The sequence below is a fragment of the Microbulbifer mixtoriginis (SeqCode) genome, assembly GCF_052466715.1.
Genome location: NZ_CP174288.1, coordinates 2,595,660 through 2,610,092, shown reverse-complemented (window position 1 = coordinate 2,610,092; position 14,433 = coordinate 2,595,660). Strand labels below are relative to the sequence as shown.

The window sequence follows — 14,433 nt, the reverse complement described above, 5'->3', positions numbered from 1 at the left end:
TGCGTCTCGGGTCGAGTTGGCCGGCTCCCCGTCAGCGCAGAAAGTTGTCTTTCAGCAGGTCGACCACTTCATCTGCGCGTCCGTTGAGTATGGCCTTGAGGCCAAATAGCGCGGTGGAAGACACTTGCTGCGCTGTCACCTCTGGGGGCATCACCAGTTCCAGCCGGTTTACAGTGACGTCCAGTAAGGCAGGTCCTTTGACTGCCAGCCAGCGTTTCATCGCGTCCTCGAGATCACCCGCTTTTTCGACTTTTTCTCCAGGAATACCAATCACTTCCGCCATGCGGCTGAAGTCGGGATTCTGCAGGTCGGTGTAGCTATCCAGCAGTCCCTCAATACGCTGTTCCATTTCCACAAAGCCGAGGGAGTGATTGTTAAAGACCAATAGTTTGAGTGGGATTTTTTCCTGCACCAGGGTCAATAGATCGCCCATTAGCATGGTCATTCCGCCATCGCCACACATCGCAATTACCTGGCGGTTGGGGTCTGCCTTAGCCATACCCAGACCCTGGGGGTAGGCATTGGCCATGGTGCCGTGGGAGAGGCTGGTGAGGAAGGAGCGCTTGCCATTGGCGCGCAGGTGGCGCAGCAGCCAAACCATGGGAGAGCCGCCATCGGCGGTAAATGCAGCTTCGTCGCTGGCGAGTTTGTCCAGGGCTTGGGCAACGTACTGTGGGTGAATCAGTTTGGGGTCTGGCTCGTGGCCGCGCTCTTCCAACTGCTCCAGGTCTTTTTGATAGCGACCGAGCAGGTCCTGGAGAAATGCATTGTCACTGCGGTCTTTTAATCTCGGCAATAGGGCTTCAATGGTCGCGCCGACATCGCCGACCAGGCCCATATGGATGGGCGTGCGTCGCCCGAGGTGGGAAGCCGCAATATCCACCTGAATAATGGTGGCTTTTTCCGGGTAAAACTGGGTGTAGGCGAAATCGTTACCCAGGCAGAACAGCAGGTCACAGGTTTGAACTGCGCGATAACCGGCAGGGTTGCCGAGGATACCATTCATGCCCACGTTGCAAGGATTGTCGTATTCCAGATATTCCTTGGAGCGGGTGGTATGCACTATGGGTGCTGCCAGCTGCTGTCCCAGCTTAACTACTGCATCGTGCGCGAAGCGGCAGCCGATACCGCCATAGATAACAATTTTCCCTGCTTGGTTGAGCTTTTCTGCCAGCGCATCCAGCTCCTCATCAGTGGGGCGCGCTAACCACTGGGGGCGGTGAACAGCCCAGGGAATTGAGTCTTTGATCTTGGTCTTGAAGATATCGCCACTGACCTCAACCACCGCAACGCCTCTGTGGTTGAGGGCTGCCTGAGCAGCTTGGCTCACAATGCGGCGAGCCTGCTCAGGGTCGGAGAGGGTTTCACAGAATACTGCGCACTGTTCGTAGAGTTTGATCTGATCGACATCCTGCGGGAATCCCAACCCCTGCTCGGCTCGGTCAATGCGGGTGGCGATCAGCAATACCGGTGCGCCATTGCGGTGGCTCTCAAAGATGCCGTTGAGAAAATGCAGGCTGCCGGGGCCAGCGGTACCGGCACAGACACTGAGCTCCCCGCTCAGGTAAGACTCACCGCCCGCAGCCAGGGCACCCACCTCTTCGTGACGAACGTGGACCCACTCCAGCTTGGACTGGCGCACGGCGGAGGTGAAATGATTGATGGTATCGCCGACGATGCCATAGCAGCGCTTTGCTCCGGCTTTTACCAGGGCATCGACAATAATTTCCGAAACGGTCTCCATGGAAATCTCCAGAGTAAGGGGCAGGGCTTACAAGCGCCGCAGTGCGGAGTGATCATCGTGGTGAGCCAGGTTGACTGCGGGCCGGAATGAATCAGCCCTGGCGGCCTGCCACCAATGCCGGTAAGGCGTCTCCTCAGGGGCGTCTATCAAGGCTTTCTCATTGAGAAAGTGCCAGATGCGATCAATAGGATATGACTCGGTACCATTGATGCGGTGATAGAGATGGTAGGGTTGAAGGTCGCGCGGTTCGGTTAAACCGGCGGCGGCGACAATCTCCCCCAGGGCCTCCAGGGTCTTGGCCTGGAAAGCCGCCGCGCGCTTGCTCTGCACATCCACCACCAGGCCCCGCTGGCGCTTGGGGTCCTGGGTCGTGACACCGGTAGGACAGGTGTCGGTGTGGCAGCGTCGCGACTGAATACAGCCGATGGAAAACATAAAAGGCCGCGCGGCATTGCACCAATCGGCGCCTATCGCCAGACAGGCTGCGAGTTCAGAAGCAGAGTAGATTTTACCGCTCGCCGCCAGGCGCACTTTATCGCGCAAGCCGGTAGCGACTAAGGCATTGCGGACTACGATCAGCCCCGACAGCAGTGGCATACCCACATGGTTGGATAATTCCAATGGCGCGGCACCCGTCCCGCCTTCGGCGCCATCGACCACGATAAAGTCGAGATATTTCTCTGTTTCCAGCATGGCTTTCATAATGGCCAGTACTTCAAAGACCTGCCCCACGCACAGTTTGACGCCCACCGGTTTGCCACCGGACAGGTTGCGCATCTGATCGGCAAATTCGAGCATTTCAATAGGGGTGGAAAACATCGAGTGGGCGCGTGGAGATACGCAGTCGACGCCCGGCTGGACTTTGCGGGTTGAGGCAATTTCCTGGGTAACTTTTGCTCCGGGTAAAACACCGCCATGGCCTGGTTTAGCGCCCTGGCTCAGCTTAATTTCCGTCATCTTTACCTGATCATCGCAGGCTTCGCGAAAAAGGTCGGGATCGAAGCTGCCGTCATCCTTACGGGCACCGAAATAGCCGCTACCCAGCTCCCACACCAGGTCCCCGCCGTGTTTGCGGTGATACGGGCTGATGCCACCTTCTCCGGTGTCGTGATAGAAGCCACCGATAGCTGCGCCCTGATTCAGTGCCTCAATCGCAGCGGCGGATAGGGCGCCAAAGCTCATGGCGGAAATATTTAATAGCGTTGCCGAATAGGGTTTTGCACAGCGGCCAGAACCCACTTCGATGCGGGACTTTATATCAGCCTCTTTGGCCGGGTTAATGGAGTGCGTGAGCCACATGTATTCATCACTGCGTACATCCAGCTCAGTACCAAAGGGGTGCATATCCGAGAAACCGTCGGCGCGGGCGTAGACCAGTCGGCGCGCCTCATAGCTAAATGGTCTGCCCTCCTCATCACCCTCCACTATGTAAGCGCGGAAGTAGGGGCGCAGATTCATAAATAACCAGCGTATGCGCCCGGCAACGGGGAAGTTACGTGTCAAACTCCAGTTGGGCTGAAGCATGTCATAAATGCCCAGTAGCACTAAGAACAGGCTGAGTAGCAATGCGATCACCCACCAGGCATCGACAGCAATGGTGAGTATTAAAAATATCGGTGTCAGAACCAGGGCGGTCACTGGAATGATGGCGCGCTTGATTCCATTCCGACTGGCATAGGCGCGCCAGGCTGTGGAGATGATCATAGTGTGTGGGTTCAATCTCATTACTGGGAGTTCCGATAATGAACCTAGATCATCACAGGGGGCTTTGCCGCTATCGGTCCAAGATCTGCCGCAAAACTGACCACCCCCAGTATGAATCTTGCCAATCTACGGTCTGCAGGCGCGTAAATACTGGCTTTAGGCACTGAGCATATGTAGCTGTTTATTTACATGCGGGGAGGCCTGCAATACTTATTAAGGGAACGGGCCTCTGAATAGTTCAGTAATTTCAATTGAGGCTTGAAGGTCGAGTGGTATGGGGTGGGCCTTTGCGAATGGCTGAGTCCTTTGCCAGAGCATTCCAGTAGTTGCCTGACAAAACTCTGGCAGAAATTAGATTGATTGAGCGTTCACGGGAGATAAGCATGTCGGGATGGAAGCATGCTGCGGATGTACCTTTATCGATTACCGAGAGGAGTATCTACAACTTACATTACCGAAAAGCCTTGGCAGATATGATCGCCCGTGCAATCAGTATCAAGGGCACCCTCCAGATCGACCTGTTCAAAGAGGCGGTTCAAAGAACTGTCAATATTTATCCTATTGCTCGTTGTCGCTATACCCGCGAACCCGTTCGGCGGATTTTTGCAGATGTCGAATTGGATATATTGGATGTTCGGGGCATGAGTGACTCTCATGTAAAGAGCTTCTTAACCCAATACAGTAATGCGCCATTAGCACTGGATACTGATCAGCTGCTGAGCTTAAGCCTTATTCGCACCGGAGAGAATGAATACATTTTCTTAACGAAATGTCATCACATTATTACCGATGGGATCAGTTTGACATTGCTTTGGGGATTGGTACTGAGCACTTATCTGGACCTTGAGAGCGGGGCTGGTTTTCGTCCTCAGCCGGAAATCATTGATTACGCCGATTACGTGGATTTTGAAAATAACTACATTCGTAGCCAACGGGGACAAAAAGCTCTACAACATTGGCAAAATAAGTTGGCCCGACAGAGAGGCGCGGTTGAAGTGGCCTCATCAGGGAAAGGAGTCTCTCTGTATTGTGAAGACTTGGTTTGCACCCTGTATAAGAAAGAGTTCTCCCATATTAAAGAGCGGGCAAGGGCTGCCGGGGTCAGTCACTTTGTCTATCTGTGCGCAGGATTTCAGCAGGCTTTATTTGAACTCCTACAAAAAGATTTTTGGATGAATACCAGCTTGTCACTGCGGGTAAAAAGGGAGCATCGAAAGATTTTGGGGCCAATGTTTCGCCAGGTAAACCTGGCGGTGGTTGCTGAGGAAACCTGGAAGGGAAAACTACGGCGGCTGGCCAAAGAGATACACTATGCCGTACGAACGGTTTACGTGGCTGATTCGATTGGTCCCCATGGCATTATTGGCAATAACCTGCCTGCTCCCTGCACCTATTTGATTAACTTTCTGCAAACAGAGGTACAGCAGGAGGGACTACAAGCGATTTATAACGATGCTTCCTCGAACTGGATCAACTTAAATGAGAGAGTAAAAATGCGCTCAATGAGTTTGCCCACCCGAATTACACCCTATGGAATCTATCTTTCTCTGGCGGCCTACGGTGGGCACCTTCATAGTAACTTTGTCTATAACGCCAACTGTTTCAGCCGCGACACCGTGCAAAAACTCAGCGATCGGTGGCGTTTTATCTTGGAGAATGGCTGTTAGGCCGAGTTTGCTTGAATTACTGCGCCAAAAATATCAGCAAACTCTCATTGGGTACGGGGGTAAATCATTCACTTTGCACAAGCGTTGGCTTGGTTACCGCCCTAGCCAGCAAGTGCTGGCATTCGCTCGCGGGAGTGGGTTTCTATAGCTGTAACGATAGAGTGATCATTCAGTTCAAGCAGAATCTCATCCAGACTCAGTAACTGCCAGCAGGCTCTTGCTCCTGCCTCTTCCATTTCTCCGCGTAGAAACTTACGCGCTAGTGCTGCCGCTGGGGCTGCAGGAATCCAGGGGCCATCGCCATTTAGGCCTAATACCTGCCAGCTGCGCGAAGCGCTTTCTCCATGGGCATTTTCCCCTGTAGCGCGCACGATCATGCCGCCGTGTGGTGTGCCTCCCGGCCAGCGGTCACTGATCTTATGGCCAAGTTGGGCTAGGCGCGCAGTGGTTGCCGGTAGTTGTAGGCGCGCCAATTGAGCGCAGGCGGACAGGCCGATTTGCAGGGTCAGAGGCTCAAGGCCAGTGGCGAAGCGAGCACTGTGCATCTTGGGAAAATACTTCGGGCAGAGCTCTAGGTCGGGCACATCAAAGTCGCACAGCCAGCGTTTGCCCACTGGGTGGGCCAGGTTGATGGGGCGTAGATTTTTCCCTGCGTGGGATTCGCGCCAGTAGCCGCTCTGCAGCTGTGGAAAGCTGTGGCCAAGGGATTCAAAGCCAGCGCGTACCGTCGCCAGGCCACGATCTATTCGGTGTGCAGGTGCTATGGCAATGTCTACGGAGTGAATCACTGGCAGTTCAAGCTGGATCTCGGCGATTGCGGCGGAGCTCAGCCCGGGTAGGCTACTGGCGCCCGATACCATACTAATGCCGGCGGCCTTTGCGGCGGGGGATAGGCGGTGAAAATCGCACACGAAGCGACGACCATCGGAAATATCAATGTAAGGTGTGCGTGACTCAATGCAGGCTTTTGCAACCCGATAATCACTCTCTTTTTGGAAGGGGCCTGCGCAGTGAATCAAAAGATCCAGGTGGAGGGCTTTGAGTTGTGCAGCCAAGTTGACGGCATCTCTCTCCAGGCGTAAACCTTCGGCGAGCCCGCCGAGTCCCTCGGCACACTGGTCTGCCAGAGCCTTGTTGCGGCCGGCAATAATCAGCTGAATATTGGGCTCGGAGCTCAGCATTTGCGCAATGCGCGCGCCAAAGTTGCCGTAGCCGCCGAGTATTAATACGCGTTTGTTCAGGTTATTAATCACCTGGATCGCACTCCTCTCCCCTGAGGTTAGTTAGAGTGGATCATGCAATGGGGCAGTGACGTAAATCAAGAGAATCTTAGTGACTATTGATTAAATGACTGGCTGGCGGTTTATCACGATTTGCCTTTGCTTGGTGAGTACCGACGAATAAATAGTAATCTTAGGGGGACAACTATGACGTAAAAAGGGTCAACGGATTACCCCCGGCAGGGTTCGTTATTCACGCCTTATCGGCTGTTAAAGAAAACCAGGCGCTATCCCTTAGCCTTATCTAGTTTGTGTCTTACAGGGGCTAATCGATGACACTATTCACTTACTTGACGGTAACCTGATCGGCGGTCTTGTATATTATTTATTCATATCTTTTGGTGTTTGGCGCGGACTTTTCTCTGGGGAGGTTAATATGCGGCAAAACGGTAATGCCCATATTCTGGTGTTGGGGGGAGATGGCTTTTGCGGTTGGCCTACGGCCTTGTTTTTGTCGCGGCAGGGATACAGGGTCACTATCGTGGATAACTTCTCAAGGCGTCGTATCGATGAGGAGTTGGGGGTGGAATCCCTGACACCGATTGAGAGTATTGGGCAGCGCCTGCAGTGTTGGTGGGAGACGACCGGGCTAAATATCGGGCTGCACAGGCTGGATTTGGCTTGTGACTACGAGCCGCTAATGGAGTTGATTGCCGAGACCCAGCCCGCTGCTATTGTGCACTTTGCTGAGCAACGCGCAGCGCCATATTCCATGAAATCCTCGCGTCATAAACGCTACACCGTTTCCAACAATATCAATGCCACTAATAATCTTCTCGCCGCAGTGGTGGACGCCGGCGTCGATTGCCATATCGTTCATCTCGGTACTATGGGAGTTTATGGTTATGGCTCTGCGGGCATGAAGATTCCAGAAGGTTATCTGGATGTGGAAATACCGATGGCAAACGGCCAGAGGGTGTCCCAGCAGATACTCTATCCCACTAACCCTGGCAGTATTTACCATCTGACGAAATCCCAGGATCAGCTGCTCTTTGCCTACTACAACAAAAATGATGGTGTGCGAATTACAGATTTACACCAGGGGATAGTGTGGGGAACGCAAACCGTGGAAACCTCCCTGGATGAGCGCCTAATCAACCGCTTCGACTATGACGGTGATTACGGCACTGTACTGAACCGCTTTCTGATGCAAGCCGCTACCGGCCATGAATTGACTGTACACGGTACCGGCGGGCAAACCCGTGCATTTATTCATATCTCCGATACCGTGCGCTGTATCCAGCTGGCGATTAACTCTCCTCCTGTCGCAGGAGAGCGGGTGCGTATCATGAACCAAATGACCGAAACCCATCGGGTGCGTGATCTCGCCAAAATGATTGCCGATGTGAGCGGAGCCAAGGTGGCATTTGTCGACAATCCGCGCAATGAGGCTGCGGAAAATGATTTATTTGTGGAGAATGCCAGCCTCTGCAACCTGGGGTTAAAGCCGACTTTTTTGGCCCAGGGATTACTGGAGGAAATCTCTGAAGTAGCAGGTAAATATGCCTATCGCTGCAATGCAGACCTGATCCCGTGTCGCTCTTACTGGCGCACCCACAAAGTCCAGGAAAGTACTCCAGATGTTGAGACACCACACCTGCACAAGGTACTTGAGGGGGCCCAGAATTTGATTCGGCCCACTAACTCTTAGCCGACGACTGGAACTCCTATGCCAGGCTGGGATTGCTCTGCGAATGTGCCTCTGTCGATTACGGAGCAGAGTATTTACAACCTGAATCACCGCAAGGTACTGGCGGACCTGATTACCCGCGCCATGCGTATTAAGGGGGACGTAGATGTCGAACTGTTTGAGCGGGCTGTGCCCACGGTTGTAAACGCTTATCCTATTTTCCGCTGCCGCTACCGGGATGAGCCGGCTATTCGAAGTTTTGATGATATCGAACTGGACTACATGGATATTCGCCATATGAGCGAGGCGCATATCACCAGCTTCCTGCGCCAGTTCAGCAGCTCCCCCATGGATTTAAATTCGGACCAGCTGCTAGGCCTCAGCCTTTTTCGCACCGGTGAGGATGAATATATTTTCTTGACCAAGTGCCACCACATTATTACCGATGGTATTAGCCTATCACTGTTGTGGGCCGAATCCCTAGCTGCCTACCTGGCAATGGGAGCAGGGAAATCCTATAAACCCCGCGGGGAGTCCACCGATTTTGCCGACTATATAAATTTTGAAGAGACATATCTTGGGACGGAGCGTGGGCAAAAAGCCAGTTACTATTGGCGCAATAAGCTAGAGCTGCAGAGAGAAGCCGTTTGGCAGGCTTCGCACCAAGAGATTGTCTCAATTAATTGTGATGAGGTGATTCTCAATATTGACGGAGCCGATTTTACGCAGATTCAAGCCAATGTCAGTGATGCAGAAATCAGCTTGTTTGTCTTCTTATGTGCCGCCTACCAGCAAACTTTATGTGAATTTCTTCATCATGATTTTTGGCTAAATACCAGCTTGTCTCTGCGCTTAAAGCGAGAGCACCGCTATATTCTTGGCCCCATGTTTCGCTATGGCAATTTGTCAGTTTGCAGAAATGAATCCTGGTCAGAAAAACTTGTGCGCCTGTCACGAGAGATCCGGCATGCGATGCGCACGGCCTACGCTGCTGATTCAATTGGCCCTCACGGCAGTATCGGTCACAACCTCAATGCCTCAAGCTGCTTTCTAATTACTTTTCTTCAGGCGGAGGAGCATCATGAAGGGTTTACCGCTGTGTATACCGGCGAAACTTCAGAGTGGGTAGAAATTAGTGAGAATTTGAAAATACATACGACCCCGCTGCCAACGCGTCTCACCCCTTACGGAATTTACCTCTCACTGGCAGTCTATGGCGGCCAGTTACGGGCGAGCTTTATCTATAATGTGAACTGTTTCAGCCTTAAGCAGGTGGAGAGCATTGCAGATCGCTGGTGCCTTCGCTCAATCCATGGAGCGGATGAGAAAATGCCTCCCCTGTGAGTCTCCCATAGGCATTTCTGAGTGCTAGGCAGTGCGTATACCTAACTAGTGTTAAACAGATTGCAGTAGCCACCATGTCTCGTTGTGCCTTTATTACCCTCGTAAACAGCCCGGATTATGTGATTGGTGCGGTTGCGCTAAAACGTTCGCTGGAAAGGGTGAGGGCTGCATACCCTTTGATAGTAATGGTGGTTGCCAATTCTGTGGATACGGAACCGCTGGAATTATCTGGATGCCTGGTGCGGGAGGTCAGCCCACCAGATTTTTCTGAGACATTTATCCAGCGCCACGAGCGCGCAGGACTTCACATGCGCGCGCCTTTCGATAAAGGGGAAAAACCTCGGTTTCATATTCCTCTGAATAATTTTTGCAAGCTGTCCCTCTGGCAGCTGGAGGAATATGACAAGCTAATTTTTCTCGATGCAGATATGTTGGTACTGCGCAATATCGACCACCTGATGGGATACCCTGAATTTTGTGCCGCGCCCAATCTCTATGAAAACTTGGACGGCTTTGGCCGAATGAATTCTGGCCTGTTTACCGCCGTACCTTGTGTAGAAACCTACCGAGCAATGATGACCTTGTTAGACAAGCCGGGCGCTTTTTGGCGGCGCACGGACCAGACTTTTCTGCAGGCATTTTTCCCTCGCTGGCACGGTATGCCTTATATCTACAATGCCTTGCAATATCTGTATCTGAATCTACCGCAATTATGGTTGTGGAGTAGCATCCATGTGATTCACTATCAATACGAAAAACCCTGGCAAAAGGACCATACGAAAATGGAGCAGCTCAGACCCTTGATCGAATTGTGGTGGGCAGTCAATCAGGGTCGTGATATCGGTGCGAGAATCGAGCAGTTGACCCATGAGCAGAGTCAATCAGTGAGTAGTGCCCAGTGAATATCGGCATCACTGGCGCCAGTGGCTATGTGGGGCAGTTTATTGTCCGTTACTTTCTCGATCATGGTTATAAAGTGCGAGCACTATCCCGCACAGGTCATAAATCTGGGTTATTTCCTTTTGCTACAGGTAGCAACTTTGAGTGGGTTGCTGGCGATATGGCGGATCGTGCAGTTCTATCCAGGTTTGTTAGTGGTTTGAATGCGATAGTGCACTGTGCCTATGATCACTTGCCTGGGCGTTATCGTGGTGGGGAAGGGGAGAATCTTTCCGGTTATCTCCAATCTAACCTGAACAGTACGCTGCTACTGATGCAAGTGGCTCATGCAGCCTCCGTGGATAAATTTGTTTTTATTTCCAGCAGGGCGGTGTACGCGACGGGGTGTTTGCGAGGCAACTTGTACGAGCATCAGGCGGCCTTGCCCGATACATTTTATGGGGCTTACAAATCGGCGGTGGAAGCGATGGTTTCCGCTTGGGCCCAGCAGCGCCAATGGCACGCGGTCTCCCTGCGTCTTACCGGAGTCTATGGTGTGGTGAATCCCCTCGAGCGCAGTAAGTGGTATGACATTGCTCGCGCAGTGGTGAGCGGTGAGCCCTTCACTCAAACCAGAGTTGCCACAGAAGTACATGGGGAAGATGTCGCCAGGGCGGTGGAGTTGGTCCTATCGGAGGCGGATGCCAAGGGGAGGGCGGTGAATTGCAGTGATCGCCTGGTGAGTTACCGAGAGGTGGCGGAGATTTTGCAGTCCATGTTGGGTAAGCGTAGCCCTCTGCCCCCAGAAGCTCAGGGAGAGCGGCCAGCAATAATGGATTGCGCCTATTTACAGGCCAAAGGGTTCCGCTTTGGTGGGGCGAAGCGTCTGCGCCACAGCCTGCGCCTCTTGGCGGAGGCTGTGAAGCTCGAACAAAAGCTCTGTCACTAACTATTGGGAAGCTGGATGTGGGTAGCCCTGCTTCAGCCGATTGGCCAGTGCATCAGTTCCAATGTTTCCCCACTCGCTTTTAGGCACCAGGCATTGCGATCCCAGTCTCCCAGTACAATGCGCTCTGCTGCAGCGTCATCAAGTGAGAAGGGGTGGCGACCGGGCCTGTGGGTGTGGCCGTGGATCAGGGTATTTACGTTGTATTCACGCATCACTCTTTCCACTTCCTCAGGGGTAACATCCATGATGTCTTCCGCTTTGCGACTATTCATGGCTTTGGAGGCGGCGCGAATCTGTGCGGCGATAGCGCGGCGTTCTTCCAAAGGCTTGGCCAGCAACCCCTGTTGCCAATTGGGGTCCCGCGCCTGGCGCCGAAAAGTCATATATTCCTCGTCGCGAGTGCAGAGACTGTCGCCATGCATTAAGAGAACCTGCCGGCCTGCCAGAGTGAGGGTAGTTGGGTCTTGCAGTAGCACCGCACCTGTGCGCTGGGCAAAATCGGTACCGAGCAGGAAATCGCGGTTGCCATGCATTAGGTACAGTTCCACCCCGGTGCCACTGTAGTGGCTTAACTCCCTTACCACCTCTTCAATCAGGGGGGCATCGTCGTCATCGCCAATCCAGGCCTCGAAGAAGTCGCCGAGAATATACAGTGCTTCGGCACCGGCGGCGGGGCCGCGCAGAAAATCAAAAAAAGCCTGGGTAATCTCCGGTCGGCTCTCATCGAGGTGCAGATCGGAAATAAAATAAATAGACAATGTCCCCGCCTTAGAGCCTAAATGGGCTCGAAAAATTACTTGTCTGCGTAGTCGTCAGAAATGCTGATACCGGTGATTTCGATGGTTTCCATGGGTACGTCCTGGTGGAAGCCCTTGCTGCCGGTTTTTACGCTCTTGATCTTATTGACCACGTCCATACCGTCGGCCACTTTGCCGAATACGCAGTAACCCCAGCCCTGGGTGTCTTTGCTGCGGAAGTTCAGGAAGTCGTTGTCCTTTACATTGATAAAGAACTGGGAGCTGGCGGAGTGGGGGTCCATGGTGCGGGCCATGGCCAGGGTGCCGGTGTCATTCTTCAGGCCGTTGTCCGCTTCGTTTTCAATGGACTCGCGGGTTTCTTTCTGCTCCATGTCGGGGGTCATGCCGCCACCCTGAATCATGAAGTTGTCGATCACCCGGTGGAAAATGGTCCCAGTATAAAAATCGTCACGGCAGTACTGCAGGAAGTTGGCTGCGGTCTTTGGGGCCTTGTCGAAATCCAGTTCGATAGCAATATCTCCGTGGGTAGTGTGCAAGGTGATCATAAAATGTCCTATGAGGGTTGATTTCGGCCGGCATGATACCTTTTCGTCAGGAGCTGTAAAACGCCGAGTCGCGATATCATAATGGATTGCCTAAAAAGTGTGCGCCAACAGCAAAAATCATCGTCTGGCGCTCAGCTAAATAGGATGTTCTGTGGCTCAACTAGGGTATAATTCGCCGTTTATGTTCGCACAGCTGTAAATAAGAGAATCCTATGACATCCGAGAGCAAGCCCGCTCACTTTTTACAGAACCTTATTCGCGAAGACCTGGCAGAGGGCCGGGTATCCCAGGTGGCAACCCGCTTTCCACCGGAGCCGAATGGATATCTACATATTGGACACGCCAAATCCATCTGCCTGAACTTTGGTTTGGCTCAGGAGTTTGGCGGCACCTGCAATTTACGTTTTGATGACACCAACCCGGCTAAGGAAGAGGAAGAGTTTGTCGATGCGATTAAGCGCGACGTTTCTTGGCTCGGTTTTGAGTGGAATGGCGAGGCCAAATATTCCTCGGATAATTTTGATCAATTGTACGAGTGGGCACTGCACCTGATTAAAGATGGCAAGGCCTACGTCTGCGATCTGTCCGCAGAAGAAGCTCGTCACTACCGCGGCACGCTGAAAGAGCCGGGTAAGAACAGCCCCTACCGCGAAAGAACCGTGGAAGAAAACCTGGCGCTGTTTGAAAAGATGCGCAACGGTGAAATGGAAGAGGGCCAGTGCAGCCTGCGCGCCAAGATCGATATGGCCGCACCGAATATCAACCTGCGTGATCCAATCATCTACCGCATCAAAAAGATGGCTCACCACCAGACTGGTGATAAGTGGTGCATTTACCCCAGCTACGATTTCGCTCACGGACAGTGTGATGCGATTGAGGGCATCAGCCACTCCATCTGTACCCTGGAATTCGAAGATCACAAGCCGCTGTACGACTGGCTGATCGAGAACCTGCCGGTGCCTTCGCGTCCACGTCAGTACGAATTTGCACGCCTGCACCTCAACTACACCGTGGTGTCCAAGCGCAAGCTCAAGCAGTTGGTAGACGAAGGCCATGTGGACGGCTGGGATGATCCCCGCATGCCGACCCTGTCCGGTATGCGCCGTCGCGGCTTTACTCCGGCTTCCATTCGCAACTTCTGCGAGATGATCGGTGTAACCCGCTCCGATTCCGTTGTCGATGTGAGCATGCTGGAGTACAGCATTCGCGACGACCTGGATAAAAATGCACCGCGCGCTATGTGCGTGATGGAGCCTTTGAAGATCACCCTGAAAAATTACCCGGAACATCAGGAAGAACTGTTGTCAGCACCGGGCCACCCAGTGCGGGACGATCTGCCGGCCCGTGAACTTCCTTTTGGCCGCACCCTCTATATTGAGAAAGAGGATTTCCGCGAAGAGGCCAACAAGAAGTACAAGCGTCTGGTGCTGGGCAAAAAAGTTCGCCTGCGCAACGCCTATGTGATCTTTGCGGAAGAAGTCGTGAAGAACGATGCCGGTGAAATTGTTGAGGTGATCTGCTCGGTTGATCTGGACACCCTGGGCAAAGACCCGGCCGACGGCGTTAAACCGAAGGGTGTTATTCACTGGGTATCTGCGGACAACAATGTCGATTGCGAAGTGCGTCTCTACGATCGCTTGTTCAATGATGCGGCGCCGGATGCTGGCGGTAAGAACTTCCTAGACTGCGTAAACCCGGACAACCTGCAAATCCTAACAGGCTGTAAGGCGGAAATCGGCCTGGCCAAAGCGGAGCCGGAGCAGGGCTACCAGTTCGAGCGCAACGGCTATTTCTGTCGCGACAGTAAGTACGGCAGTGCAGAAGCACCGGTGTTTAACCGTACCATTGGTCTGCGCGACAGCTGGGCCAAAGAGCAAAACAAATAGCAAAGCGGAGAGCTGCCCGAGCGGCAGTTTTCGCGGTTGGGCCAGGG

General features: G+C 53.1%; 11 protein-coding genes. 6 read left to right on the top strand and 5 right to left on the bottom strand.

The window, feature by feature from the left end; translation table 11 throughout:
- Nucleotides 1–31 precede the first annotated feature (31 nt).
- Nucleotides 32–1,744, bottom strand: coding sequence for a thiamine pyrophosphate-dependent enzyme (locus ACJJH9_RS11580; RefSeq protein WP_444922839.1), 1,713 nt, complete (start codon nucleotides 1,742–1,744; stop codon nucleotides 32–34).
- A 27-nt stretch (nucleotides 1,745–1,771) separates the two neighbouring features.
- Nucleotides 1,772–3,469, bottom strand: a complete 1,698-nt coding sequence (locus tag ACJJH9_RS11575) for an FMN-binding glutamate synthase family protein (RefSeq protein WP_444884466.1) — start codon at nucleotides 3,467–3,469, stop codon at nucleotides 1,772–1,774.
- 362 nt (nucleotides 3,470–3,831) lie between these two features.
- Here ACJJH9_RS11575 and ACJJH9_RS11570 point away from each other — a divergent pair, with 362 nt between their 5' ends.
- Entirely contained in the window at nucleotides 3,832–5,115 is a 1,284-nt protein-coding gene (locus tag ACJJH9_RS11570) for a condensation domain-containing protein (RefSeq protein ID WP_444922838.1), read from the top strand.
- Nucleotides 5,116–5,216: 101 nt separating this feature from the next.
- On the opposite strand, the gene ACJJH9_RS11565 is transcribed toward ACJJH9_RS11570, so the two are convergent.
- Nucleotides 5,217–6,368 carry a saccharopine dehydrogenase NADP-binding domain-containing protein gene (locus tag ACJJH9_RS11565; protein WP_444884468.1) on the bottom strand — a complete coding sequence of 384 codons (1,152 nt, stop codon included), beginning with the start codon at nucleotides 6,366–6,368 and terminating at the stop codon, nucleotides 5,217–5,219.
- Nucleotides 6,369–6,771: 403 nt separating this feature from the next.
- Here ACJJH9_RS11565 and ACJJH9_RS11560 point away from each other — a divergent pair, with 403 nt between their 5' ends.
- From ACJJH9_RS11560 to ACJJH9_RS11545, 4 genes are all read left to right on the top strand, one after another.
- Nucleotides 6,772–8,046: an NAD-dependent epimerase/dehydratase family protein gene (locus ACJJH9_RS11560; protein WP_444922837.1), complete on the top strand. Its 1,275-nt coding sequence runs from the start codon at nucleotides 6,772–6,774 to the stop codon at nucleotides 8,044–8,046.
- 18 nt (nucleotides 8,047–8,064) lie between these two features.
- Nucleotides 8,065–9,369 carry a condensation domain-containing protein gene (locus ACJJH9_RS11555; RefSeq protein ID WP_444884470.1) on the top strand — a complete coding sequence of 435 codons (1,305 nt, stop codon included), beginning with the start codon at nucleotides 8,065–8,067 and terminating at the stop codon, nucleotides 9,367–9,369.
- A 74-nt stretch (nucleotides 9,370–9,443) separates the two neighbouring features.
- Entirely contained in the window at nucleotides 9,444–10,271 is an 828-nt protein-coding gene (locus ACJJH9_RS11550; RefSeq protein WP_444922836.1) for a glycosyltransferase, read from the top strand.
- Nucleotides 10,268–11,197, top strand: coding sequence for an NAD-dependent epimerase/dehydratase family protein (locus ACJJH9_RS11545; protein WP_444909288.1), 930 nt, complete (start codon nucleotides 10,268–10,270; stop codon nucleotides 11,195–11,197). Before ACJJH9_RS11550 ends, ACJJH9_RS11545 begins: the two co-directional genes overlap by 4 nt.
- Before the next feature lie 32 nt (nucleotides 11,198–11,229).
- Here the strand turns inward: ACJJH9_RS11545 and ACJJH9_RS11540 are convergent, their stop codons facing one another.
- Nucleotides 11,230–11,955 (bottom strand): UDP-2,3-diacylglucosamine diphosphatase, encoded by a 726-nt coding sequence (locus ACJJH9_RS11540; RefSeq protein ID WP_444922835.1) that lies wholly within the window; start codon nucleotides 11,953–11,955, stop codon nucleotides 11,230–11,232.
- A 35-nt stretch (nucleotides 11,956–11,990) separates the two neighbouring features.
- On the bottom strand, nucleotides 11,991–12,500 hold the full coding sequence (locus tag ACJJH9_RS11535; RefSeq protein WP_252082100.1) for a peptidylprolyl isomerase: 510 nt from the start codon (nucleotides 12,498–12,500) through the stop codon (nucleotides 11,991–11,993).
- A 212-nt stretch (nucleotides 12,501–12,712) separates the two neighbouring features.
- Between ACJJH9_RS11535 and ACJJH9_RS11530 the strand changes: the two genes are divergently transcribed.
- Entirely contained in the window at nucleotides 12,713–14,386 is a 1,674-nt protein-coding gene (locus ACJJH9_RS11530) for a glutamine--tRNA ligase/YqeY domain fusion protein (RefSeq protein WP_444922834.1), read from the top strand.
- Nucleotides 14,387–14,433 lie beyond the last annotated feature (47 nt).